The organism is Streptomyces flavovariabilis, assembly GCF_000725785.1.
GTDB lineage: Bacteria > Actinomycetota > Actinomycetes > Streptomycetales > Streptomycetaceae > Streptomyces > Streptomyces hawaiiensis.
The window spans coordinates 883,986-907,501 of sequence record NZ_JNXD01000001.1 but is presented as its reverse complement, the minus strand read 5'-3'; the positions used below and the strand labels follow the sequence as shown (position 1 = coordinate 907,501).

Below are 23,516 nucleotides of genomic sequence, written 5' to 3'. Positions count from 1 at the left end.
GCCGGGTGCCGGGTGAAGAGTTCTTCATCCGGGCTTCATCCCGCTCCCCGGGTTCCGCCCGCAGGATCGGGCCCATGGTTTTCTCTCGCCGGATGGCGGCCCTGTCCGCCGTCGTGCTGATCCCGCTGGGCATCGCCGCGACCAGCTACGCGCTCGCGGACAGCCCCGAGTCGCCCAAGGTGCCCTCCCAGCAGGTGGAGCTGGACCACGGCTCGCCCACACCCACCTCCACGCTCCGGCCCACCCCGCAGGCCACACCGCCCGGCACCACGCCGGGTGACGAGGTCGTCTCGCGGCCTCCGGTCACCGACAGCTCAGCGAGTGACGATGATGACGACGACCGCGGCCAGGGCACCGGAGACGACGGGCCGGGCGACGACGACGGCCCCGGCTCCGACCACTGAGACCGGCCGCCGGCGGGTCTCCGCCCGGGTCCGGATCCTGCTGTGGCTGCTGCTCGTGATGGCGCTCGCGCTGGCCTCGGTGGCCATGACCACCCGCTCGTTCCTGCTGCGGGACGCCGACCACCGGGTCAACCGCCTGCTCGCCCAGGAGACCGGCGAGTTCGCGAACTTCGAGGAGCGCGGCGGGGATCCGCGCACGGGCCGCCCGTTCACCGACGCGGACCGGCTGCTGACGGTGTTCCTGGAACGGCAGTACCCCGACAGCGACGAGGAGCTGATCGGCCTGGTCGGCCGGGCGGGTGCCGCCCCCCGGCAGATCCGCCAGCCGCACGACCTGCCCATCGCCCTGCCCCTGCACGAGGATCCCGAGGCCCGGCGCCGCATCTTCGGCTCGCCCGAGTCCTCCGGCGTGCTCGACCGGCCGCAGGGCGAGATCCGCTGGGCGAAGGTCACCGTGGCCCAGCCGGGCCGGGCGCCGGACGCCGCGTTCGTCGTGGCGTTCCACCCGGAGCGCGAGCGGGCCCGCGTGAACAGCGTGTTCCGCACGCTGCTCGTCATCTCCGGGGTGGCTCTGCTGCTGACCGTCGGCATCGCCTGGGCGGTCGCCGGGCGGATCCTCAAACCGGTGCGGGTGGTGCGCACCGCGGCGGCACAGCTCACCGAACAGGACCTCACCCGCCGGATCCCGGTGCACGGCCACGACGACATAGCGGCCCTCGCGGAGACGTTCAACGGCATGCTCGACCGGCTGGAGCGTGCCTTCGCCGCGCAGCGCGAGTTCGTCGACGACGCCGGCCACGAGCTGCGCACCCCCATCACCATCGTGCGCGGGCATCTGGAGGTCATGGGCGACGACCCCGCCGAACGCGAGGAGACCGTCCGGCTGGTCACCGACGAGCTGGACCGGATGAGCCGCATCGTCGAGGACCTGCTGCTGCTCGCCAAGGCCGAACGCCCCGACTTCGTCTCCCCCGAGCCGTTCCAGGTCGCCGAACTCACCGCCGACGTCTACGTCAAGGCCCGCACCCTGGGCGACCGCGACTGGCAGCTCGCCGAGGTCGCCGACCTGGAGGCCGAGCTGGATCCGCAGCGGATCACCCAGGCCATGGTGCAGCTCGCCCAGAACGCCGTGCAGCACACCACGCCCGGCCAGGCCGTCCGCATCGGCTCCCGCACGGACGGCACACACCTGGAGCTGTACGTCGCCGACTCGGGGCCCGGAGTGCAGCCGCAGGACGCCGAGGTGATCTTCGAACGCTTCCGGCGCGGCACGGCCCGCCGCGGCGCCCGGGGCTCCGGCGCCGGACTCGGGCTGTCCATCGTCAAGGCGATCGCCGAGGGCCACCGGGGCCGCGTTCGGCTCTACGGCACTCCCGGGGGCGGTGCCACCTTCGCCCTCGTCCTGCACGCGCCCCGGGCACCGGAAGGGGACCCCACGTGAACCGCATCCTCATCGTCGAGGACGAGGAGCGCATCGCCTCCTTCGTGGAGAAGGGCCTGCGCTCCAACGGCTTCACCACGACCGTCGTCACCGACGGCGACGCGGGCTGCGAGTACGCCCTGACCGGCGGCTTCGACCTCGTCGTCCTGGACATCGGGCTGCCCGGCCGGGACGGCTTCACGATCCTGCGGGAGCTGCGCGAGGCGCGCGTGTCGGTGCCGGTGATCGTGCTGACCGCGCGGGACTCCGTGCGGGACACGGTGGCCGGCCTCGAGGGCGGCGCCGACGACTGGATGACCAAGCCGTTCCGCTTCGAGGAGCTGCTCGCCCGGGTGCGGCTGAGACTCCGTACGGCGGCGCGGGCGCCGGAGGTGACGGTCCTCAGGTCGGGCTCCCTCAGCCTGGACCTGCGCACGCGCCGGGCCCGTTCCGGGGAGCGGACGGTCGACCTGACGGCCCGTGAGTTCGTGCTCCTGGAACTGTTCCTTCGGCACCCGGGGCAGGTGCTGTCGAGGGAGCAGATCCTGTCCCATGTGTGGGGGTACGACTTCGACCCGGGGTCCAACATCGTGGACGTGTATGTGCGGACGCTGCGCAGGAAGCTGGGGGCGGAGCGGGTGGAGACGGTGCGGGGGATGGGGTATCGGCTGCCGTAGTGGCGCTTGGGCGCCGTTGCCGGGTGCGGGTCTGTTGTGGCTGGTCGCGCCCACGCGGCGGAGCCCGCACATCGATACAGCCCCGCGCCCCTCGAGGGCGCCGCAGTGAAAGTTCCTTCATGTCGCGCTCATCGATGACTCACCGCCTTCGCCAATCCTCGATGGCGTGCCTCTGAATCCGCGCTCCACCACCGCCCTGTGCGTCGCGCTGTCGTTGTGCGCGCTGCTGGCCGTCCCCGGGAACTTTCCCGGACTCGGCGGCGACGCCCGGTTCACCCTCGCCGTGTTCGCGCTGGCGACCTGTGCCTGGATCGGGACGTCGATCGACGACACGTACATCGCGCTCGGCGCCGGGCTCGCGCTCACGGTGACCGGGGTGATCAGCAGCGACACCCTGTTCGGCACGCTGGGCGATGCCACGGTGTGGCTGCTGATCTGCGCGTTCGTGCTGGCGGCCGCGGTGAGCCGGACCGGGCTCGCCGGCCGGGCGGCGGTGTTCCTGGTCAGCGGGGCGCGCACCGTCCGGCAGCTGGTGCATCTCACCACGGCCGCCCTGGTCGTCACGGCGTTCGCGGTGCCCGCCACCTCCGGCCGGGCCGCGCTCGCGCTGCCGGTGTTCCTCGCCCTCGCGAAGGTCCTGGCCGACCGGAAACGACTGGTGGTGATGCTGGCGCTGCTGTTTCCGACCGTGATCCTTCTGTCGGCGGTGGCGACTCTGATCGGCGCGGGAGCGCATCTGATCACCGTGTCGGTGCTGTGGGAGACGACCGGACAGCACATCGGCTTCACGCAGTGGCTGCTGCTGGGGCTGCCGCTGGCCGTGGCCTCCTCCCACCTGGCCGCGGAGCTGGTCCTGCTGACGACGACCCGGCGCGCGGACCGCCGCGGCCCGGTCCGCATCACCCCCGAGCAGATCCAGCGGCACAGCGAGCAGCCGGTCACCGGCCCCTGGAGCCAGGCCGAGAAGCGCTGCACCCTGCTGCTCGCCACCGTGATCGTCCTGTGGTGCAGTGAGCCGCTGCACCGGGTGCCGCCGGCGCTGGTCGCCCTGATCGGCGCCGTCATCGCCTCCTCGCCCGCCCTCGGCACGGTGCGCCTGAAGGACGCGCTGAAGACCGTCCCCTGGTCGCTGCTGCTGTTCATGGCCGCGACGATGGCGATGGGGGTCGCGCTCGCCGACTCGGGAGCGGCGCGGTGGCTGGTGTCCGGAGTGCCGACGAACGAGTCCCCGGTGCTCTTCCTGACCGTCGTGATCGCGGTCAGCACGGCGGCCCACCTGCTCCTGCAGTCCCGTTCGGCCCGCTCGTCGGTCCTGGTCCCCCTGGTCGTGGCGGCCTCTGCCGGAGCCGGCGTCAATCCGGTGGCCGCGGCCCTCGCCTCGACCGCCGCCGCGGGCTTCTGCCACACCCTGCCCGCCTCGGCCAAGCCGGTCACGCTCTTCTCGCAGATCACCGGGGCTCCCACCTACGCCCCACGCGACCTGCTGCGGCTGTCCGCCGTCCTGGCCCCGCTGACCGCGGCGCTCGTCCTGTTCTTCGCCGTCGCGGTGTGGCCGCTGCTCGGCGTGTCCGTCACCCGTTGAGGAGCTCTCCCATGCTGAACCGTGTCGTCGTAGCCCCCAGCGGCTTCAAGGAGTCCCTGTCCGCGGAGGCCGCCGCCGACGCCATCGCGGCCGGCGTACGCCGGGTCCTGCCCGGCGCCGAGATCGACCTGATCCCGCTGGTGGACGGCGGCGAGGGCACGGCCCTCGCCCTGGCCGCCGCGACCGGGGGCAGGATCGTCACCACGCCGGCCACCGGCCCGGTCGGGGAGACCATCGCCGCGCACTTCGCCCTGCTGGGCGGCGGGGACACCGCCGTGGTGGAGATGGCGGCGGTCGCGGGCCTCTCCCTCGTCCCGCAGGACCTGCGCGACCCGGGCGCCACCACCACGTACGGCGTCGGCGAACTGATCCGCGCCGCCCTGGACTCGGGCGTCCGGCGGATCCTCGTCGGCTGCGGCGACTCGGGCACCTCGGACGGGGGCGCGGGCGCGCTCCAGGCGCTGGGCGCCCGGCTGCTGGACGAGGACGGCCGGGAACTCGCCCGGGGCGGGCGGGAGCTGACCCGCCTGCACCGCGTCGACCCCAGGGGCCTGGACCCCCGCCTGACGGAGGTGGAACTGCTCGTCGCCTGCAACCCGTACAACGTGCTGTGCGGCGAGCGGGGCGTGGCCCGGGTCTTCGGGCCGCAGAAGGGCGCGACGCCCGCGCAGGTGGAGGAGCTGTCGGCGGCCCTGGAGAACTGGGCGTTCGTCCTCACCCGCGATGCCGCCGTGCCGGGCGGCGACCTGCGCTCCGGGCCCGGCACGGGAGCCTCCGGCGGCCTGGGAGCCGGGCTGGCCGCCCTGGGCGCCCGGCTGCTCCCCCGCTTCGACGTGCTGCTGGACCACCTCGACCTGGACGCCCGGCTGGCCCGCGCCGACCTGGTCGTCACCGCCGAGGGCGCCCTGGACCACCAGACGCCGCGTGGCAAGGTCCCCGCCGAGGTGGCCCGCCGAGCCAAGCTCCACGGCCGCCCCGTCCTGGCGCTGGCCGGCACGCTCGGGGAGGGCGCGGGCGATGTGCCGGGGGTGGACGCCTGCCACGGCATCCTGCCCGCCCCGATGGAGCTGGCCGAGGCCCTGCTCCGCGCGAGCGAACTCCTCACGGACGCCACCGAACGGGCCCTGCGGATGATCGTCCTGGGTGCCCGGCTACCGGTTCAGGCGGAGGTGTCCGGCACGCAGCGCCCGTCCTCCGTGCGGTAGTTCCACTTCGCCCCGTCCGTCACGAGCTCCTTCACCGCCCGCACGAACCGCTCCACGTGCTCGTCCGGCGTGCCCGCGCCGAAGCTGACCCGGATGGCGTTGAGCGACTTCTCCCCCGGCGCGGCCTCGGGCGACCCGCACTCCCCCTGCGACTGCGGGTCGCTGCCGAGCAACGTGCGCACCAGCGGGTGGGCGCAGAACAGCCCGTCCCGTACGCCGATGCCGTACTCGGCGGACAGGGCGGCGGCGAAGTGCGAGCTGTTCCAGCCGTCGACGACGAAGGAGAGCACGCCGACGCGCGGCGCGTCGTCCCCGAAGAGGGACAGGAACCGCACCTGGGGAACGTCGGCGAGCCCCTCCCGCACCGCGCGGACCAGGTCCTGCTCACGGGCGACGAGGGTGTCGAAGCCGGCCTCGGTCAGCGCCTTGCAGGCCGAGGCGACGGCGTAGGCGCCGATGACGTTGGGCGAACCGGCCTCGTGGCGGGCGGCGCTGTCGTGCCACTCCACGTCCACTCCCCCGTCCTGGCGCCGGCTGACCTTGCGGCTGGCGCCGCCGCCCGCGAGATACGGCTCGGCCGCGCGCAGCCAGTCGGACCGCCCGGCCAGGACGCCCGTACCGAAGGGCGCGTACAGCTTGTGCCCGGAGAAGGCGACCCAGTCGACGTCGAGGCCGGCGAGGGACACCGGGTGGTGCGGGGCCAGCTGGGCGGCGTCCAGCACAATCCGCGCGCCGTGGGCGTGCGCGGCCGCCGCGAGTTCCCGTACGGGCCACAGCTCGCCGGTGACGTTCGAGGCACCGGTGACGCAGACCAGGGCCGGCCCGTGGCCCCCCTCGATCGGCACAGTGCGGCCGGCGAGGGCGCGCTCCAGAGTCTCGACGGCCTCGCGGGGGCTGCGCGGGGCGTCGAGGAAGGTGACGCGGGCGTTGCGCCACGGCAGCAGGGAGGCGTGGTGCTCGGTCTCGAAGACGAACACCTGGCAGTCGGCGGGGAGCGCTGCGGCGAGGAGGTTGAGGGAGTCGGTGGTCGACCGGGTGAACACGACCTGGTCGCCTTCGCGGCAGTCGAGGAACTCGGCGACGGTCCGGCGGGCGTTCTCGAACAGGTCGGTCGACAGCTGGGAGAGGTACCCGGCACCGCGGTGCACGCTGCCGTAGTACGGCGCGTAGGCGGCGACGTCGTCCCAGACCCGCTGGAGCGCCGGGGCACTGGCGGCGTAGTCGAGCGCGGCGTAGGTGACCTCGCCGCCGGTCACGAGGGGGACGGTGACGTCCCGCCCCAGAACGGGCAGCGGGGCACAAACGGACGGGGCGGTGGCGACGGCGGAAACGGACATGGGTGAACTCCCGTGAAGGCAGGTGGAATCCGCCCGCGAGCACGACGGCTACAAGCGGGGGTGAAGAGAAGGGGGATGCGGAGGCGGGGCTCTGCGGCCCTATCGCATTCGCTGGTTCACGAGAGACTCCTCGTCACGCGCTTGCCACAGACCTCGCTGCCTGCGGCCTGGTCGTCACCCGGGGCACCCCGCCACGGACGGAGGGTTGCCGGACAGTCGGCCGGGGCCTTTTGACTGTCACTCATGACCTGGTCAGGAAAGTACGTGACGTGAGCGCGGTCCCGCAAGTCGAGTCCGCATCGCGGGACCACGCTCACCTCGGTTACGCGTTGCTGGCCGCCACCCAGCGTTCCAGCGTCCGCTTCGCCGCCCCCGAGTCGATCGACTCCGCCGCCTTCGCCATCCCGGCACGGATCTGGTCGGCCAGCGGTGCCGACGTCGGCTCCAGAGCGACCAGCGCCGCCGCCGAGTTCAGCAGGACCGCCTCGCGGACCGGACCGGTCTCACCCTCCAGCAGTCGGCGGGCCACCTCGGCGTTGTAGGAGGCGTCCGCACCGCGCAGCGCCTCCACGGGAACCAGGTCGAGGCCCACGTCACGCGGGTCGAAGGTCTCCTCGGTCACCTCGCCGCCCCGGACGATCCACACCCGGGACGTGGCCGTCGTGGTCAGCTCGTCCAGGCCGTCGTCGCCCCGGAAGACCAGGGACGAGTTGCCGCGCTCGGCGAAGACGCCCGCGACGATCGGCGCCATGCGCGGGTCGGCCACCCCGACGGCCTGGGCACGGACCCGGGCCGGGTTGGTGAGCGGGCCGAGGGCGTTGAACACCGTGCGGATGCCCAGCTGGCCGCGGGCCGCACCCGCGTGCCGCAGCGCCGGGTGGAACTTCACCGCGAAGCAGAAGGTGATCCCGGCCTCCTCGGCGACCTCCGGGACCCGGCGCAGCGGCAGTTCCAGGTTGACCCCGAGCTTCTCCAGCACGTCGGACGCGCCGGACGCCGAGGACGCGGCCCGGTTGCCGTGCTTGACGACCTTCGCGCCGGTGCCGGCGACGACGATCGAGGACATCGTGGAGATGTTGACCGTCTTCGCGCCGTCACCGCCCGTACCGACGATGTCGACCGTCGCGCCGGGCACCTCGATCACGTTGGCGTGTTCGTACATCGTGCGGACGAGGCCGTTGATCTCCTCGACGGTCTCGCCCTTGGCACGCAGGGCCACGACGAACCCGGCGATCTGCGCCTCGGTCGCCTCGCCGCGCATGATCCGGTCCATCGCCCAGGCGGTGTCGTCCGCGCTCAGGTGCCTGCCGTCCAGCAGGCCGTTCAGCAGCAGGGGCCAGGAGCGGCCCGCCGCGGTGTCGCCTCCAGCGGGGGTCACAGCGCTCATAAGCCGCTCCAGGGTCAGGCGTCCCGCACTACGGGACGAGAGTCTCAACGAGGTCCACCCTATCCAGCCCCGGGCAGCGCGAAGGGCCCCGTCCCGAACACCGGACGAGGCCCTTCTGTGGCGTGGCGAAGCAGTCGATCAGTGGTGGCCGTGGCCGCTCGTGATCTCCCGGTGCTCCTCGGCGGTGGGCTTCGGGATCTGGGCACCCTCACCGAAGTAGGCGTCGCTGAGCTTGGCGCGCAGCTTCTCGGAGCCCTTCACCTTGCGCTCGACACCGTTCTCGTCGACCGTCGAGCCGATCTCGGCCGGCTGGTACTGCTCGTGCGCCGTGAGCGTGTACATCTGCTCCTGGCTGAGCGGCTCGTGCACCTCGATGAACTCACCGTGCGGCAGGCGCTTGATGATGCCGGTCTCGCGGCCGTGCAGCACCTTCTCCTTGTCCCGGCGCTGCAGCCCGAGGCAGATGCGCTTGGTGACGATGAAGGCGATGACCGGGCCGACGAAGAACCCGATCCGGACGAACCAGGTGACCGCGTTGATCGACATATGGAAGTGCGTGGCGACGATGTCGTTGCCACCGCCGATCAGCATGATGATGTAGCCGGTGACCCACGCGACACCGACGCCGGTGCGGGTCGGGGCGTTGCGCGGCCGGTCCAGGATGTGGTGCTCGCGCTTGTCCCCGGTGACCCACGACTCGATGAACGGGTAGAGGGCGATGATCCCGAGGAAGACACCGAAGAGCACCAGCGGGATGAACACACCCAGGACGAGGGTGTGGCCCCAGAGGTTGATCTCCCAGCCCGGCATCGCCCGGATGAGACCCTCGGCGAAGCCCATGTACCAGTCGGGCTGGGCACCGGTCGACACCTGGTCGGGCCGGTACGGGCCGAGGACCCAGATCGGGTTGATCGTCGCGATGGCGGAGAGGGCCGAGATGACACCGAAGACCAGGAAGAAGAAGCCTCCGGCCTTGGCCATGTAGACCGGCAGCAGCGGCATGCCGACGACGTTCTTGTTGGTCCGGCCGGGACCCGCGAACTGGGTGTGCTTGTGGTAGAAGACCAGGATCAGGTGGCCGACCACGAGCCCGAGCATGATGCCCGGCAGCAGCAGGATGTGGATCGAGTAGAACCGGGCGACGAAGTCGGTGCCCGGGAACTCCCCGCCGAACAGGAACATCGAGATGTACGTGCCCACGATCGGCACGGACAGGATCGCGCCCTGCGTGAAGCGGACACCGGTGCCGGAGAGCAGGTCGTCCGGGAGCGAGTAGCCGGTGAAGCCGGTGAACATGCCCAGGACGAACAGCAGGAAGCCGAACATCCAGTTGATCTCACGCGGCTTGCGGAACGCGCCGGTGAAGAAGACGCGCATCATGTGCACGAACATGCCGGCGAGGAAGATGATCGCCGCCCAGTGGTGGATCTGCCGGATGAGCAGACCGCCGCGGACGTCGAAGCTGATGTCCAGCGTGGAGGCGAACGCCTCCGACATCAGCTGCCCCTGGAGCGGGACGTAACTGCCGTGGTACTCCACCTCGTTCATCGACGGGTGGAAGAACAGCGTCAGATACACACCCGTGAGGATGATGATGATGAAGCTGTAGAGGCAGATCTCACCGAGCATGAAGGACCAGTGGTCCGGGAAGATCTTGCGCATGTTGGCCTTGGCCAGGGAGTAGATCCCGAGGCGGCCGTCGGCCCAGTCGGCGACCCGCTCACCCGCGGGCGCCTTGCGTCGTTCTTGTGCAGTGCTCATCCGCGCTCCCAGAAAGCAGGGCCGACGGGCTCTTCGAAGTCGCCGAGCGCCTCGAGGTAGCCCTCGTCGTTCACGCCGATGCGGAGCTGCGGCAGGGCGTGACCGGCGGGACCGAAGATCACTCGGGCACCGTCGGAGAGGTCGAAGGTGGACTGGTGGCAGGGGCAGAGCACGTGGTGCGTCTGCTGCTCGTACAGGGAGATCGGGCAACCGACGTGGGTGCAGATCTTCGAGTACGCGACGATGCCCTCGTGCGACCACTCGAGCTCGCGCTTGTCCTTGATGTTGTCCGGCTGAATCCGGACGATCATCAGGGCGGCCTTGGCGATCTCGTTCTGGAACTCGTGGTCGTGCTCCTCCAGGCCCTCGGGCTTGGCGAAGGTCAGCGAACCGACCACGACGTCGGAGGGACGCAGCGGCTCGTTCGTGTTCATGTTGACGAGCAGCTTGCCCTTGGACCACAGCGTGTGGCGGAGCTTGGTGCCGGGCAGCGGACCGAGGTCGCGCAGCAGCACGACGCCGGACAGCGGCACCAGCGTGAGCGCGCCGAACATCGTGTTGCGGATGAGCTTGCGGCGGCCGAGCGCCGACTCCTTGGCGCCTTGCTTGAAGTCCGCGAAGACCTTCTCGCGAACCTCGGGCTCCGCCTCGATCGGGTGCCGCTCGTCGGCGATCTCCACGTCCGACATCAGGGTGCGCGCCCAGTGGACGGCGCCCGCGCCGATGCAGAACAGCGCGATGCCGAGCGTCATGCCCAGCGCGAAGTTCAGGGCGCTGATGTGCCCGAGCGGGAAGATGTAGACCGACTTGTCGACCGGGATCGCCACGAACGAGGCGATGAAGGCGACGGTGGCCAGCATCGACACCGTGAACATCAGGGCGACGGAGCGCTCGGACCGCTTGGCGGCCCGCTCGTCGATGTCCTGGATCCGGTGCTCGTGAGGCGGCAGGCCCGGGTCGGCGAACGGGTGCTTGTCGTCCGCGGGACTCACCGCGCCGTGCCCGTGCTCGTCATGTCCTGCGGACTGCGCGGCAGGCAGGTTCTCTTCTGGAATGTCTTGGCTACTCATGACTTCTTGGCCTTTGCGGTCCGGGCGGCGACCCACACGGCGACGGCGATCAGACCGCCGAGACCGAAGATCCAGCCGAACAGGCCCTCACTGACCGGCCCGAGGCCACCCAGTTCGAGGCCGCCGGGGCTCTCGGTCTTTTCGCTGTTGACCGCGTCGAGGTACGCGATGATGTCCTTCTTGTTCTTCTCCGACAGCGTGGTGTCGGGGAAGGACGGCATGTTCTGCGGGCCGGTCTGCATGGCCTCGTAGATGTGCTTCGGGGAGGCGCCCTCGAGGCTCGGCGCGTACTTGCCGTGCGTCAGCGCGCCGCCCTTGCCGGTGAAGTTGTGGCACTGCGCGCAGTTGGTGCGGAACAGCTCACCGCCCTTGGCGATGTCGGCACCCTCGGGGCCGTACTGCTCCTCCGTCGGGACGGACGGACCGGCGCCCAGCGAGGCGATGTACGCCGCGAGCTGGTCGATCTCGGCCTGCGAGTAGATGTTCTTCTTCTCCGGGACCTGGGGGCCCTGGGAGGTGGCGGCCGGCATCCGGCCGGTGCCCACCTGGAAGTCGACGGCCGCGGCGCCCACACCCACCAGGCTCGGCCCGTCGGAGGTGCCCTGACCGCCGGTGCCGTGGCAACTGGCGCAGCCGACGGCGTAGAGCTTCTTGCCCTCCTCGATGGTGAGGGACTGGGCGGTTTCGTCGGCCTGCGCCTGGTCCGCGGGTGCGAACACGGCGTACAGCCCCCCGGTGCATGCCAGCGCGAGGAGTAGGACGACGAGCGCCGCCAGCGGGTGGCGTCGTCGTGCGGAGAGCTTTTTCACGGATTACCCCGGTGTCAGGATCTTCTGCGTCGATGCTTCTGGGATGCGCGCTTCGTCGAGCACGCGCGGATGCGGGCCCTGCTACTTGATCATGTAGATCGTGGCGAAGAGACCGATCCAGACGACATCGACGAAGTGCCAGTAATAGGACACGACGATCGCGGCCGTCGCCTGCTCGTGGGTGAACCTCCGGGCGGCGTAGGTCCGGCCCAGGACCAGCAGGAAGGCGATGAGACCGCCCGTCACGTGCAGGCCGTGGAAGCCGGTGGTCAGGTAGAACACCGAGCCGTACGGGTCGGAGGACAGGGACAGGCCCGCCTCCTTGACCAGCTCCGTGTACTCGAGGACCTGACCGCCGATGAAGATCGCACCCATCACGAAGGTGACGATGAACCACATCCGCAGCTTCTTCACGTCACCGCGCTCGGCGGCGAAGACGCCGAGCTGGCAGGTGAGCGAGGAGAGCACCAGGATGGTGGTGTTCGCCGCCGAGAACGGGAAGTTGAGATGGCTGGCCATCTCCTTCCAGTGATCGGGACCCGTCACCGATCGCAGGGTGAAGTACATCGCGAAGAGGGCCGCGAAGAACATCAGCTCGGAACTCAGCCAGATGATGGTTCCGACGCTGGTGAGGTTCGGCCGATTGACCGACGGGTGCGCGTGCCCGGTTTCTACTGTCGTTGCTGTCGCCACGACCGACATTATGTCGGTCGCTTATCCCGCCCTCACTCCGGGGGGTGCCGTTCGGAGTGTCTTTGCCGGTCGTACCGGTGTTGACGTGGTGTTCAAGGGAGTAGCATCCGGCCCAACGGGCCTGTCCTTACGACGCTGACGTCACGGAGGAACAATGCAGCCGACCGCCACGGTGCTGGTCTACAGCGACGACTCCAACACCCGCGAGCAGGTGCGGCTCGCCACGGGACGGAGGCCGGCTCCGGACGTTCCCGTGGTGGAGTTCGTGGAGTGCGCCACTCCCGCCGCCGTGCTCACGGAGCTGGACCGGGGCGGGATCGACGTCTGCGTGCTGGACGGTGAGGCCGTGCCCATGGGAGGCATGGGGATGTGCCGGCAGATCAAGGACGAGGTCTTCGACTGTCCGCCGGTGCTGTTGCTGATCGGGCGGCCTCAGGACGCGTGGCTGGCGACCTGGAGTCGTGCGGAGTCTGCCGTGACGTTGCCGGTGGAGCCGGTGGAGTTCGCCTCCGCGCTGGCTTCGCTGTTGCGGGAGAAGGCGGCTTTGCACGCCTGAGGGCTCGGGACCCGCTTGTACGGCGACCTGCGGGTGCGTGGGGGCTGTTCGCGCAGCTCCCCGCGCCCCTGAGGGACGCGTCTCCGAGGGCGTTCAGACGCTCTGTGGGCGCAGGCGGGCCCTGTCGGCCGCTGTGGGGCCGTCCGGGGTGCCGCCGACCAGGGCGCTGCCGGTGCGCCACTTCGGCCAGTCGAGGTTCCAGTCGCCGAAGCCGTTGCCGAAGGGGGCCATCGTGTCGCCGCCGGAGTTTATGACCTTGACGATGTCGCCCTCGCGGACGGTGTCGTAGAACCAGGCGGCGTTCTCGGTGCTCATGCCGGTGCAGCCGTGGCTGACGTTGGCGTAGCCCTGGGAGCCGACGGACCAGGGGGCGGCGTGGACGTACTCGCCGCTGTTGGTGACCCGGACCGAGTGGTGCACGACCAGGTCGTAGAAGTCCGAGGCGCCGATGCTGGCGCTGGTCATGCGGACGGTGCCCTCCTTGGCCAGGACGACCTTGACGCCGTTGCGGGTGTCGTAGCCGGGCATGCCCGTGGTGACGGGGATCTGCCGGACGATCTCGTCGTTCTTGTAGACGGTCATCTGGTGGGCGGAGGCGTCCGTGACGGCTATGAGCTTGTCCGCGGTGGTGATGGTCAGCGGCTTGGCCTTGCCGCCCCACATCCGGTCGCCGATCTTGATGCCCTGCAGGTTGCTGCGGACCTGGACGGTCGCCTGGGCGGGCCAGTAGTCCTGCGGGCGGTAGTGGAGCTTCTTGTCGTCCACCCAGTGCCAGGCGCCGTCCGTGGCGGGCGTGGAGGAGACCTTGAGGGCCCGTTCCACGACGGCACGCTGGGCCTTGTCCTTGACGGGCCGGCTCAGCTCGGCCGTGATGGGCTGGCCGACGCCGTAGGTGCCCGCCCTCGGTCCGAAGGTGACGTCCAGGCGCTTCTTGGTGAGGGGCTTGCCGGTGTCGAAGGTGACGACCTTGCGGCCGGGCGCGCCGTCCTCGTCCTCGGTGCTCACACGGACCGTGTAGCTGGCGTTGGCGGCGAGCGGGGTGGTGCTGTGCCAGCGGCTGCCGTCGGCGGCGAGTTCGCCCGCCACGTAGCGTCCTGAGGCGTCGTGGGCCGTGACGTCCGTGATGCGCCCGTCTGAGTCCTCGACGACTTCCAGGGGCTTGTCCGGGTCGGCCTTCTTGCGGCCCCCGTCAGGGGCGCTGAAGGAGATCTGGTCCGCCGCGTCGTAGGGGCGGGCGGCGAGCGGGTTGCCGTCCGAGCCGCAGGCGGTGACGCCCGCGCAGAGGGCTATCACCAGCAGCGTGCAGCCGACGGCGGTGCGGGGGCGGGAGATCGCTGTGTGGCTCATGACCTCACGCTAGGAAGCCACGTCAACAGCGGCACGCCGAGCGACTCGAACGAGTGATACGCATTACGGCAAACGCAGGGGCCCGGACGCTCCTCTCGGAGTGTCCGGGCCCCTGTGGCGCTCGGCTCGTGTTACTGGGTGCGGTTCTCACCGCGGTAGTACTCGAAGACCCAGCCCCAGACGCCGATCAGGATGATCGGCAGCGAGAAGTACATCAGCCACCAGCCGATCGCGATCGACAGGAAGGCGAGGGCGCCGCCGACGGCCAGGGAGAGCGGCTGCCAGCTGTGCGGGCTGAAGAACCCGACCTCGCCGGCGTCGTCCGCGACATCCGCCTCCTTGTTGTCCTGCGCACCCACGTCGACCCGCTTGGCCGTGAAGCCGAGGTAGAAGCCGATCATGATGCACAGGCCGAAGGCCAGGAAGAGGGCCGTGGTACCGGCCGGCTCCTTCGACCACACGCCATAGACCACGGCCATGGCGAGGACGAAGACGCTCAGCCACATGAACATCTGACCCTGGATCTTCACTTGCCGGCCTCCTTGCCACCAGCGATGGCCTTCTCGCCGTGACCGGCGTTCTCGAGCTGGTCGAGAGCCGCGATCTCCGGGTGGTGCAGGTCGAACGCCGGGGATTCACTGCGGATCCGCGGCATGGTGATGAAGTTGTGCCGCGGCGGCGGGCAGGAGGTCGCCCACTCCAGGGAGCGGCCGTAGCCCCACGGGTCGTCGACGCCGACCGGCTTGCCGTACTTGGCCGTCTTCCACACGTTGTAGAAGAACGGCAGGATCGACATGCCGAGCAGGAACGAGCTGATCGTCGAGATCGTGTTCAGCGCGGTGAAGCCGTCGGCCGCCAGGTAGTCGGCGTACCGGCGCGGCATGCCCTCGGCGCCCAGCCAGTGCTGCACCAGGAACGTGCCGTGGAAGCCGATGAACAGCGTCCAGAAGGTGATCTTGCCGAGGCGCTCGTCCAGCATCTTGCCGGTCCACTTCGGCCACCAGAAGTGGAAGCCGGAGAACATCGCGAACACCACGGTGCCGAAGACGACGTAGTGGAAGTGGGCCACCACGAAGTACGAGTCGGAGACGTGGAAGTCCATCGGCGGCGAGGCCAGGATGACACCGGTCAGACCACCGAAGGTGAAGGTGATCAGGAAGCCGGTCGCCCAGAGCATCGGTGTCTCGAAGGACAGCGAGCCCTTCCACATGGTGCCGATCCAGTTGAAGAACTTCACGCCGGTCGGGACCGCGATGAGGAACGTCATGAAGGAGAAGAACGGCAGCAGCACACCGCCGGTGACGTACATGTGGTGGGCCCACACCGTCACGGACAGGCCCGCGATCGCGATGGTCGCGCTGATCAGACCGAAGTAGCCGAACATCGGCTTGCGGGAGAAGACCGGGATGACCTCGGAGATGATGCCGAAGAACGGCAGCGCGATGATGTACACCTCTGGATGGCCGAAGAACCAGAAGAGGTGTTGCCACAGCAACGCCCCGCCGTTGGCGGAGTCGAAGATGTGCGCGCCGAACTTACGGTCGGCCTCCAGCGCGAACAGGGCCGCGGCCAGCACCGGGAAGGCGAGCAGGACCAGAACACCGGTCAGCAGCACGTTCCACACGAAGATCGGCATGCGGAACATCGTCATGCCCGGGGCGCGCATGCAGATGATCGTGGTGATGAAGTTGACCGAGCCGAGGATGGTGCCGAAGCCGGAGAAGGCCAGGCCCATGATCCACATGTCGGCGCCGATGCCCGGCGAGCGGACCGCGTCCGAGAGCGGGCTGTAGGCGAACCAGCCGAAGTCGGCCGCGCCCTGCGGCGTGAGGAAACCGCCCACCGCGATGAGCGAGCCGAACAGGTACAGCCAGTAGGCGAACATGTTCAGCCGGGGGAAGGCCACGTCCGGCGCGCCGATCTGCAGCGGCATGATCCAGTTCGCGAAGCCGGCGAACAGCGGCGTCGCGAACATCAGCAGCATGATCGTGCCGTGCATCGTGAACGCCTGGTTGAACTGCTCGTTCGACATGATCTGCAGACCAGGCCGGGCGAGCTCGGCGCGCATGAGCAGCGCCATCACACCACCGATGACGAAGAACGCGAACGACGTCACCAGGTACAGCGTGCCGATCGTCTTGTGGTCCGTCGTCGTCAGCCACTTGATCACGACACTGCCGCGGTTCTGGCGCCTGACCGGCAGCTCGTCCTCGTAGTGGGACCCTGCCGCCGCGGCACCCTGAGGTTCGTTGAGGATGCTCACAGGATGTTCGACCTTCGGTTCTTCTCGGGGCCCGCCTGCTCGATACCGGCAGGAACGTAACCGTTCTGCTGCTTGTCCACGAGGTCCTTGAGGTGCTGCTCGTAGCGCTCGGGGGAGACCACCTTCACGTTGAACAGCATCCGAGAGTGGTCGACGCCGCAGAGCTCGGCGCACTTGCCCAGGAAGGTGCCCTCCTTGTTGGGGGTCACCTCGAAGGCGTTGGTGTGGCCCGGGATGACGTCCTGCTTCATCAGGAACGGCACCACCCAGAAGGAGTGGATGACGTCACGCGAGGTCAGCACGAAGCGGACCGTCTTGCCCTTGGGGAGCCAGAGCGTCGGGCCCGGGTTGTTGGTCTGCGGGTTCCGGGTGCCGGGGGTACCGCAGTCGTAGACGCCGCCGGCGTTGGCCGGGAAGTCGTCCTTGAACCGGTCGGGGATCGCGTCCAGCTCGGGGGACTTCTTGGCGTCACCCGTGGAACCGGCGACCGGCTCGATGTAGTTGAAGCACCAGCTCCACTGGAAGCCGACCACGTTGACCGTGACGTCGGGCTTCTTCTTGAGGCTGAGCAGCTCGGACTCGTCGCGGGCGGTGAAGTAGAACAGCACCGAGACGATGATGAGCGGGACCACGGTGTACAGCGCCTCGATGGGCATGTTGTACCGGGTCTGCGGAGGAACCTCGACCTTGGTGCGGCTGCGCCGGTGGAAGAAAGCACTCCACAGGATCAGACCCCACACCAGCACGCCGACGGCGAGCGCAGCCGCCCAGGACCCCTGCCACAGGGAGAGGATCCGCGGAGCCTCTTCCGTGGTCGGGGTGGGCATACCAAGGCGGGGGAAGTCTTCCCAGTTGTACGAGCAACCGGTGGCTGTCGCCAAGACCAGGCCCGCGGTCAGTGCCTGCAGCAGCTTCCGCCGCATCGGGCGCCGCGGCGAGCGGTCGGAGCCGTTGGGACTCACGTAGCGCCTTCCCGAGAGTCTCGCCCGCGCGGATCGGCTGCGGCCTGGCCTTCTCGCTGGTCGGTCGCGGCCCTGCGTCGGGCAGGGGTTTGGATGTTTATGCGGACCAAACCCTAGCCGACGCCCTCCGGGGGTTCTCGGGGAGGGGTGCCCAACGCGCCGCGGGTTACGCCGGGCGCCCACCAGCGCGTGAGTTCCGCGCATCGGCGACCGCTGGTTCGTGGTGGTTGATCACCCGGTTCCCCGCGCCCGTCGGGGCGCTTAGCGTTGAGGTGTGCCCTACTTCGATGCTGCTTCCACCGCTCCCCTCCACCCCGTTGCCCGGCAGGCGCTGCTGGCCTCGCTCGACGAGGGGTGGGCGGATCCCGCACGTCTGTACAGGGAGGGGCGGCGGGCCCGGGTGCTGCTGGACGCGGCGCGGGAGGCCGCCGCCGAGGCGGTGGGGTGCCGGCCGGACGAGCTGACCTTCACCTCGTCCGGAACCCGTGCCGTGCACACGGGCGTTGCCGGGGCGCTGGCCGGACGGAGGCGGGCCGGGCGTCACCTGATCGTGTCAGCGGTCGAACACTCTTCTGTACTGCATTCGGCGGAGCTCCTCGAGGGGGCCGGAGGGACCGTCACCCAGGTCGCGGTGGACCGCACCGGGCTGGTGGACCCGGCGGCCTACGGCGATGCCCTGCGCGAGGACACCGCGCTGGCGTGTCTCCAGTCCGCCAACCACGAGGTGGGGACCGAGCAGCCGGTCGGGGCGGTGGCCGAGGTGTGCCGGGAGGCCGGGGTGCCGTTGCTGGTGGACGCGGCGCAGTCGCTGGGGTGGGGGCCGGTGGACGGGGGCTGGTCGCTGCTGACGGCCAGTGCGCACAAGTGGGGCGGGCCGTCCGGGGTCGGACTGCTCGTGGTCCGCAAGGGTGTGCGGTTCGCGGCGCAAGGGCCGGTGGACGAGCGGGAGTCGGGGCGGGCGCCCGGTTTCGAGAACATCCCGGCGATCGTCGCGGCGGCCGCGTCGCTCAGGGCCGTGCGGGCCGGGGCAGCCGAGGAGGCCGCGCGCCTGCGGGAGCTGACGGGCCGGATCCGGGCCCGGGTACCGGGCCTGGTCTCCGACGTCGAAGTGGTGGGCCATCCGGTGCGCCGGCTGCCCGGCGTCGTCACCTTCTCCTGTCTCTACGTCGACGGGGAGGCGCTGCTGCACGAGCTGGACCGGGAGGGCTTCTCGGTCTCGTCCGGATCGTCCTGCACGAGCAGCACGCTGACGCCCAGCCACGTGCTGCGGGCGATGGGCGTGCTGAGTGAGGGAAATGTGCGGGTCTCGCTGCCTCCGGGGGCGGCAAAGGAGGATGTGGAGAGGTTCCTCGAAGTACTGCCCCGGACTGTGGCGGCGGTGCGGGAGAAGCTGGGCGCGCCGGTCGCCTCGGACGTGGTCCGCGAGCAGGACGTCCTGGTCGTGGACTCCCTCGGCAAGCGCTGCCCGATCCCCGTCATCGAGCTCGCGAAGGTCATCGGTGACGTACCCGTGGGCGGCCTGGTCCGGGTCCTGTCGGACGACGAGGCCGCCCGCCTGGACATCCCGGCGTGGTGCGAGATGAGGCATCAGGAGTACGTGGGCGAAGAGCCGGCGGACAAAGGAACCGCGTACCTGGTCCGCCGGGTGAGCTGAGAAACCCGAGGGGCGCGGGGAACTGCGCGACCAGCCCCCCGCGACCCGCAGCCGAAGGAGTCTCAGCCCAGGTGCGCCTGCACCTGGGCCGCGGCCTCGTCCCCGTACGCCTTCGTGAACCGCTCCATGAAGTGCCCGCGCCGCAGCTGGTACTCCTGCGTCCCCACGGTCTCGATGACGAGAGTCGCCAGCATGCATCCGACCTGCGCGGCACGCTCCAGGGAGACGCCCCACGCCAGACCCGAGAGGAACCCGGCGCGGAAGGCGTCGCCGACGCCCGTGGGGTCGGCCTTGCGCTCCTCGTCGGGCGTGCCGACCTCGATCGGGTCGTCGCCGGCCCGCTCGATGCGTACGCCGCGCGCGCCGAGGGTGGTCACCCGGTGGCCCACGCGGGACAGGATCTCCTCGTCGCTCCAGCCGGTCTTGGTCTCGATGAGGCCCTTCTCGTACTCGTTGGAGAAGAGGTACGTCGCCCCGTCCAGCAGGATGCGGATCTCCTCGCCGTCCATCCGGGCGATCTGCTGGGAGAAGTCGGCGGCGAACGGGATGGACCGGGAGCGGCACTCCTCGGTGTGGCGGAGCATGGCCTCCGGGTCGTCCGCGCCGATGGAGACCAGGTCGAGGCCGCCGACGCGGTCGGCGACGGTCTTCAGCTCGATGAGGCGGGCCTCGCTCATGGCACCGGTGTAGAAGGAGCCGATCTGGTTGTGGTCGGCGTCGGTCGTGCACACGAAGCGGGCGGTGTGCAGCGTGTCGGAGATGCGGACGGAGTCGGTGTCGACGCCGTGCCGCTCCAGCCAGGCCCGGTACTCGTCGAAGTCCGCGCCGGCGGCGCCGACCAGGATCGGCCGGGTGCCGAGCTGCCCCATGCCGAAGGCGATGTTCGCGGCGACACCGCCGCGGCGGACGTCGAGCTTGTCGACCAGGAACGACAGCGAGACCGTGTGCAGCTGGTCCGCTACGAGCTGGTCGGCGAAGCGGCCGGGGAAGGTCATGAGGTGGTCGGTGGCGATGGAGCCGGAGACTGCGATGCGCACGGCGTGGACTCTCCTGAGGGAGGCGGACCTTGACGGTTCACGCTATCGGGTGGGCGGGGCGGCTCTGAAGGCAGCGAAACTACCCCACAGTAGATCTTTCTCCGTGAGCTCGACCGTGCCTACGGTGCCGTTATGACGAACCTCAAGGTCCACGCGCCCGCTCCGGTCGATCTGGAAGGCGAGCTGGCCTCGCTGCCCGGTGACGGGGCGCGGATGGCTCCGCACTGGGCGGCCCCCGACCGGGTCGCCTCGCGGCCGGTCTCCCCGGCCCTGATCCACGGCGTGTCCGTACCCCCGGCATCGGCGCGGCTGCTCGACGCCATGGAGGACTACGGGGACTGACCGGCGCATTCGCGGGAACCGTGTGCTCCCCCGCTGCGTCCCATCGCTGTCCCCCGTAAAGGGGAGGCGGGATACGACCCACCAGCGGGCCCGTATGTGACGGGCCGGGTCCCATGGGACAGCTGTGCAGCCGAAGGAGCGATGCGGTGAACACCGAGCGACCCGACAACGACGACGACGCCAGGGAAGCGGGCGCCGCCGGAACCGCCGACGCCCCGGAGGCCGGGGACCCGGGCGCGGCGGACACCGGGGCGTCGACGAAGGCCGAGGCGTCGCCGCGCACCGCTGAGCCGACCGGGGCCGCGAAGGCGTCCGCCCAGGTGGCGGAGACTCCCACTGATTCCGCGGGCACTTCCGCCCAGGACGCGGGCGCTTCCGCCCAGGACGCGGGCGCTTCCGCCCAGGACGCGGGCGCTTCCGCCCAGGACGCGGGCGCTTCCGCCCAGGACGCAGGGGCTTCCGCCGAGGCCGCAGGGGCTTCCGCCGAGGCCGCGGGGGCTTCCGCGGCATCAGGTGCTGACACGCGTGCTGCCGAGGCGGATGCCGCCGAGGGCGGCCAGGACGACGCTGCCCCGCCCGGCGCAAGGGCCGGCGCGCCCCGAGCCGGGCAGACGGCCGCGCCCGAAGGCCCGCAGGGCGACGGCGAGCGGGCCACGGCGGCCGAGGCTCCGGCCGCCGAGGCCGAACCGGCTCCGGGTCGCGAGGCCGCATCAAGCACAGGTGCCGAAGACGCCGCCTCCGGATCGGGTCCGGCACCGGGCCGCGACACCGCGGCGACCGACACAGACGTCCGGGAAGCCCACTCCGAACCGGCCTCGGACCGTGACACCGCAGGGGCCGACGCAGCCGCCGGGAAAGCCCACTCCGAATCGGCTCCGGACCGCGACGCCGCAGAAGCCGGTGCAGCTGCCGGCGAAGCCCGCCCCGGGCCGGCACCGGTTCCTGCACGGGACCGCGGTCTCGCGGCGGACGGCTCCGGCGACGGCACGGCCCGGTCCGGCTCCACCTCCGCGCCGGGCGGTGATCTCCCCCGCGACCACGAGGTGCTGGTTGGCCACGGCAGTGGCCGCCCCCGTACGCCCGCGATCATCGCCTCCGTCGCCGCAGCCGTGCTGCTGATCGGCGGCGGCGGGGCCTGGCTCGCCTCCAACGCGTCGAGCGGGTCGGGCGGTGGTACGACGTCCGGTGCGCCCGGCGGGGACGGCACTCCCCCGCCGCTCGCCCTCGACGGGTACTCGGACTCCACGGCCGGCGGCAACGGCATCGCGCCCGGCGAGCCCAACCCCTACGGCGCCACCTACCGGGTCGGCGGCCCCCTGCCGGTCGGCCCCGGCAAGGCGCCGGTGTACCGGGCGGCAGGCGAAGTCGCCGAGGAGGACGTGGCCCGGCTGGCGAAGGCCCTCGGAATCGAGGGGACGCCGGTGGCGCAGGGCGAGGCCTGGAAGATCGGGGGCCAGGACGGGTCGGGGCCGAGCCTCCAGGTGAACAAGCAGGCGCCGGGCTCCTGGACGTTCAGCCGCTACGCCCCCGGCACCGACAACTGCAAGGGCACCGACACCTGCACCGCCCCGCAGTCCGGTGGCACGCCGGTGAGCGAGGAGGTGGCCGAGAAGGCCGCCGCGCCCGTGCTGAAGGCGGTGGGTCAGGACGACGCGAAGCGCGACGCGAGCCAGGTCATGGGGGCCCAGCGGGTGGTGAACGCCACTCCCGAGGTCGGCGGGCTGCCCACGCACGGCTGGACGACCGGGATCACGGTCGGCTCGGACGGCGACGTCGTCGGCGGCAGCGGTCAGCTGAAAACGCCGGTGAAGGGCGACACGTACCCCGTGGTCGGCGCCGGGAAGGCGCTGGAGCTGATGAACGGGCAGCCGAAGGACGAGCACCGGATGGGCATCGGCGGCTGCGCCAGTCCCGTGCCGCTGAAGGACCGGCTGGAGCAGCCCTGTGAGCAGCCGGCGAGCGGGGCTCCCGGGCAGGACACGGTCACGGTCGAGAACGCGGTGTTCGGGCTGGCGGCGCACGTCGTGGACGGGCGGCAGGCCTTGGTGCCGTCCTGGCTGTTCGAGGTGACGGCGCCGGGCGCGAAGGACCCGTTCACGGTGACGTACCCGGCGGTGGAGCCGAAGTACCTGGCCTCTCCCGAGCCGAGCGAGCCGGGTGACCAGCCGACGCAGGCTCCCGGTCCGCGCGAGGTGAAGGTGGACGGCTACCGGGCCGAGGGCTCGGAGCTGACGGTGACCTTCACGGGCGGGGTGTGCGCCGACTACGACGTGAAGGCGGGCGAGAAGGGCGACGAGGTGACGGTCACGGTGACGTCGACCCCGTGGCCGGACAAGATCTGCGTCATGATCGCCAAGCAGTTCCAGCAGACGGTGCAGTTGGACGAGCCGCTCGGTGACCGGGCCGTCGTGAACGCGGACGGCAAGGCGGTCCCGCTGGCCAAGGAGGGCGCACGGCTGCCGGCTCCCCCGGCGCGGGAGCGGTAGGAGCGCACAGCGCGAAGGCGGCGGCCCCGTCGGAGGGGGCCGCCGCCTTCGTCGTGTCCGCGGCCGCCGGGTGGCGGCTCGGCAGGCTCAGCTGAAGGAGTCGCCGCAGGCGCAGGAGCCCGTCGCGTTCGGGTTGTCGATCGTGAAGCCCTGCTTCTCGATGGTGTCCACGAAGTCGATCGTGGCACCGCCCAGGTACGGGGCGCTCATGCGGTCGGTGACGACCTTCACACCGTCGAAGTCCTTCTGCACGTCGCCGTCGAGGGCGCGCTCGTCGAAGAAGAGCTGGTAGCGCAGGCCGGAGCAGCCGCCGGGCTGGACGGCGACACGCAGCGCGAGGTCTTCGCGGCCTTCCTGGTCGAGCAGCGCCTTGACCTTGGACGCGGCGGCGTCGGTCAGGATGATGCCGTCGGTGACGGTGCTGGTCTCGTCCGATACGGACATCTACATCTCTCCCGGGTTGTACGGAGACTGCTTGCCGACGGTTCCAACCGGCGGGGCCTCGGATTCATTCCGGGGCCGGT

The 23,516-nt window shown here is 70.6% G+C and carries 21 protein-coding genes and 1 riboswitch; of the genes, 9 read left to right on the top strand and 12 right to left on the bottom strand.

The features are described 5' to 3' along the window. Window positions 1-74 precede the first annotated feature (74 nt). The 5 genes from IO24_RS0104030 to IO24_RS0104010 all read left to right on the top strand — a co-directional run bounded on the left by IO24_RS0104030 (window position 75) and on the right by IO24_RS0104010 (window position 5,288). On the top strand, window positions 75-404 hold the full coding sequence (locus IO24_RS0104030) for a superantigen-like protein SSL4 (RefSeq protein WP_031131869.1): 330 nt from the start codon (window positions 75-77) through the stop codon (window positions 402-404). Continuing rightward, window positions 331-1,845, top strand: a complete 1,515-nt coding sequence (locus IO24_RS0104025; protein ID WP_031131868.1) for a sensor histidine kinase — start codon at window positions 331-333, stop codon at window positions 1,843-1,845. The genes IO24_RS0104030 and IO24_RS0104025 overlap by 74 nt, the downstream gene beginning before the upstream one ends. Next, complete coding sequence (locus tag IO24_RS0104020; protein WP_031131866.1) at window positions 1,842-2,501, top strand: response regulator transcription factor; 660 nt, start codon at window positions 1,842-1,844, stop codon at window positions 2,499-2,501. Before IO24_RS0104025 ends, IO24_RS0104020 begins: the two co-directional genes overlap by 4 nt. Before the next feature lie 166 nt (window positions 2,502-2,667). Next, window positions 2,668-4,083 carry an SLC13 family permease gene (locus IO24_RS0104015; protein WP_031131864.1) on the top strand — a complete coding sequence of 472 codons (1,416 nt, stop codon included), beginning with the start codon at window positions 2,668-2,670 and terminating at the stop codon, window positions 4,081-4,083. An 11-nt stretch (window positions 4,084-4,094) separates the two neighbouring features. Then, window positions 4,095-5,288, top strand: coding sequence for a glycerate kinase (locus IO24_RS0104010; RefSeq protein WP_031131861.1), 1,194 nt, complete (start codon window positions 4,095-4,097; stop codon window positions 5,286-5,288). Here the strand turns inward: IO24_RS0104010 and IO24_RS0104005 are convergent. From IO24_RS0104005 to ctaE, 6 genes are all read right to left on the bottom strand, one after another. Next, a complete protein-coding gene (locus IO24_RS0104005) occupies window positions 5,243-6,625 on the bottom strand; it encodes an aminotransferase class V-fold PLP-dependent enzyme (protein ID WP_031131860.1) in 1,383 nt (460 codons plus the stop codon). The two genes, IO24_RS0104010 and IO24_RS0104005, sit on opposite strands and share 46 nt — an antisense overlap. 132 nt (window positions 6,626-6,757) lie before the next feature. Beyond that, a riboswitch (SAM riboswitch) is annotated at window positions 6,758-6,874 on the bottom strand. 73 nt (window positions 6,875-6,947) lie between these two features. Then, entirely contained in the window at window positions 6,948-8,012 is a 1,065-nt protein-coding gene (gene trpD, locus IO24_RS0104000; protein ID WP_031131857.1) for an anthranilate phosphoribosyltransferase, read from the bottom strand. A 138-nt stretch (window positions 8,013-8,150) separates the two neighbouring features. Further along, complete coding sequence (qcrB, locus tag IO24_RS0103995) at window positions 8,151-9,773, bottom strand: cytochrome bc1 complex cytochrome b subunit (RefSeq protein ID WP_031131855.1); 1,623 nt, start codon at window positions 9,771-9,773, stop codon at window positions 8,151-8,153. Further along, window positions 9,770-10,843 (bottom strand): cytochrome bc1 complex Rieske iron-sulfur subunit, encoded by a 1,074-nt coding sequence (gene qcrA / locus IO24_RS0103990; RefSeq protein ID WP_031131853.1) that lies wholly within the window; start codon window positions 10,841-10,843, stop codon window positions 9,770-9,772. The genes qcrB and qcrA overlap by 4 nt, the downstream gene beginning before the upstream one ends. Beyond that, entirely contained in the window at window positions 10,840-11,652 is an 813-nt protein-coding gene (qcrC, locus tag IO24_RS0103985) for a cytochrome bc1 complex diheme cytochrome c subunit (RefSeq protein ID WP_031131851.1), read from the bottom strand. The genes qcrA and qcrC overlap by 4 nt, the downstream gene beginning before the upstream one ends. A gap of 81 nt (window positions 11,653-11,733) precedes the next feature. Further along, window positions 11,734-12,354, bottom strand: coding sequence for an aa3-type cytochrome oxidase subunit III (gene ctaE / locus IO24_RS0103980; protein ID WP_030249479.1), 621 nt, complete (start codon window positions 12,352-12,354; stop codon window positions 11,734-11,736). A gap of 145 nt (window positions 12,355-12,499) precedes the next feature. Here ctaE and IO24_RS0103975 point away from each other — a divergent pair, with 145 nt between their 5' ends. Further along, window positions 12,500-12,901 carry a response regulator gene (locus IO24_RS0103975; protein ID WP_031131848.1) on the top strand — a complete coding sequence of 134 codons (402 nt, stop codon included), beginning with the start codon at window positions 12,500-12,502 and terminating at the stop codon, window positions 12,899-12,901. A 93-nt stretch (window positions 12,902-12,994) separates the two neighbouring features. Here the strand turns inward: IO24_RS0103975 and IO24_RS0103970 are convergent, their stop codons facing one another. The 4 genes from IO24_RS0103970 to ctaC all read right to left on the bottom strand — a co-directional run bounded on the left by IO24_RS0103970 (window position 12,995) and on the right by ctaC (window position 17,473). Beyond that, complete coding sequence (locus IO24_RS0103970) at window positions 12,995-14,248, bottom strand: L,D-transpeptidase (protein WP_031131845.1); 1,254 nt, start codon at window positions 14,246-14,248, stop codon at window positions 12,995-12,997. Window positions 14,249-14,379: 131 nt separating this feature from the next. Continuing rightward, the gene (locus IO24_RS0103965) at window positions 14,380-14,778 is read right to left on the bottom strand and encodes a cytochrome c oxidase subunit 4 (RefSeq protein ID WP_031131843.1); all 399 of its coding nucleotides are present in this window, start codon (window positions 14,776-14,778) and stop codon (window positions 14,380-14,382) included. Continuing rightward, window positions 14,775-16,511 carry an aa3-type cytochrome oxidase subunit I gene (gene ctaD / locus IO24_RS0103960; RefSeq protein ID WP_031131841.1) on the bottom strand — a complete coding sequence of 579 codons (1,737 nt, stop codon included), beginning with the start codon at window positions 16,509-16,511 and terminating at the stop codon, window positions 14,775-14,777. The genes IO24_RS0103965 and ctaD overlap by 4 nt, the downstream gene beginning before the upstream one ends. After that, complete coding sequence (ctaC, locus tag IO24_RS0103955) at window positions 16,508-17,473, bottom strand: aa3-type cytochrome oxidase subunit II (protein ID WP_031131839.1); 966 nt, start codon at window positions 17,471-17,473, stop codon at window positions 16,508-16,510. The genes ctaD and ctaC overlap by 4 nt, the downstream gene beginning before the upstream one ends. A 274-nt stretch (window positions 17,474-17,747) precedes the next feature. Between ctaC and IO24_RS0103950 the strand changes: the two genes are divergently transcribed. Beyond that, window positions 17,748-19,127, top strand: coding sequence for a cysteine desulfurase/sulfurtransferase TusA family protein (locus tag IO24_RS0103950; RefSeq protein WP_031131837.1), 1,380 nt, complete (start codon window positions 17,748-17,750; stop codon window positions 19,125-19,127). A 62-nt stretch (window positions 19,128-19,189) separates the two neighbouring features. On the opposite strand, the gene IO24_RS0103945 is transcribed toward IO24_RS0103950, so the two are convergent. Then, the gene (locus IO24_RS0103945; protein ID WP_031131835.1) at window positions 19,190-20,164 is read right to left on the bottom strand and encodes a carbohydrate kinase family protein; all 975 of its coding nucleotides are present in this window, start codon (window positions 20,162-20,164) and stop codon (window positions 19,190-19,192) included. Between the two features lie 132 nt (window positions 20,165-20,296). Here IO24_RS0103945 and IO24_RS0103940 point away from each other — a divergent pair, with 132 nt between their 5' ends. Together IO24_RS0103940 and IO24_RS47315 are read left to right on the top strand one after the other, a co-directional pair. Next, window positions 20,297-20,506, top strand: coding sequence for a hypothetical protein (locus IO24_RS0103940; protein WP_031131834.1), 210 nt, complete (start codon window positions 20,297-20,299; stop codon window positions 20,504-20,506). 146 nt (window positions 20,507-20,652) lie between these two features. Continuing rightward, entirely contained in the window at window positions 20,653-22,992 is a 2,340-nt protein-coding gene (locus IO24_RS47315; protein WP_338055563.1) for a hypothetical protein, read from the top strand. An 87-nt stretch (window positions 22,993-23,079) separates the two neighbouring features. On the opposite strand, the gene erpA is transcribed toward IO24_RS47315, so the two are convergent. After that, window positions 23,080-23,436 (bottom strand): iron-sulfur cluster insertion protein ErpA, encoded by a 357-nt coding sequence (gene erpA, locus IO24_RS0103930; RefSeq protein WP_031131832.1) that lies wholly within the window; start codon window positions 23,434-23,436, stop codon window positions 23,080-23,082. Between the last annotated feature and the right edge of the window lie 80 nt (window positions 23,437-23,516).

Excerpts from the sequence above, each read along its gene's own strand:
- IO24_RS0104030 (WP_031131869.1), top strand. The coding sequence starts at position 75 with ATGGTTTTCTCTCGCCGGATGGCGGCCCTGTCCGCCGTCGTGCTGATC.
- IO24_RS0104025 (WP_031131868.1), top strand. The coding sequence starts at position 331 with ATGACGACGACCGCGGCCAGGGCACCGGAGACGACGGGCCGGGCGACG.
- IO24_RS0104010 (WP_031131861.1), top strand. The coding sequence starts at position 4,095 with ATGCTGAACCGTGTCGTCGTAGCCCCCAGCGGCTTCAAGGAGTCCCTG.
- IO24_RS0104005 (WP_031131860.1), bottom strand. The coding sequence starts at position 6,625 with ATGTCCGTTTCCGCCGTCGCCACCGCCCCGTCCGTTTGTGCCCCGCTG.
- trpD (WP_031131857.1), bottom strand. The coding sequence starts at position 8,012 with ATGAGCGCTGTGACCCCCGCTGGAGGCGACACCGCGGCGGGCCGCTCC.
- qcrB (WP_031131855.1), bottom strand. The coding sequence starts at position 9,773 with ATGAGCACTGCACAAGAACGACGCAAGGCGCCCGCGGGTGAGCGGGTC.
- qcrA (WP_031131853.1), bottom strand. The coding sequence starts at position 10,843 with ATGAGTAGCCAAGACATTCCAGAAGAGAACCTGCCTGCCGCGCAGTCC.
- ctaE (WP_030249479.1), bottom strand. The coding sequence starts at position 12,354 with ATGTCGGTCGTGGCGACAGCAACGACAGTAGAAACCGGGCACGCGCAC.
- IO24_RS0103975 (WP_031131848.1), top strand. The coding sequence starts at position 12,500 with ATGCAGCCGACCGCCACGGTGCTGGTCTACAGCGACGACTCCAACACC.
- IO24_RS0103970 (WP_031131845.1), bottom strand. The coding sequence starts at position 14,248 with ATGAGCCACACAGCGATCTCCCGCCCCCGCACCGCCGTCGGCTGCACG.
- IO24_RS0103940 (WP_031131834.1), top strand. The coding sequence starts at position 20,297 with ATGACGAACCTCAAGGTCCACGCGCCCGCTCCGGTCGATCTGGAAGGC.
- erpA (WP_031131832.1), bottom strand. The coding sequence starts at position 23,436 with ATGTCCGTATCGGACGAGACCAGCACCGTCACCGACGGCATCATCCTG.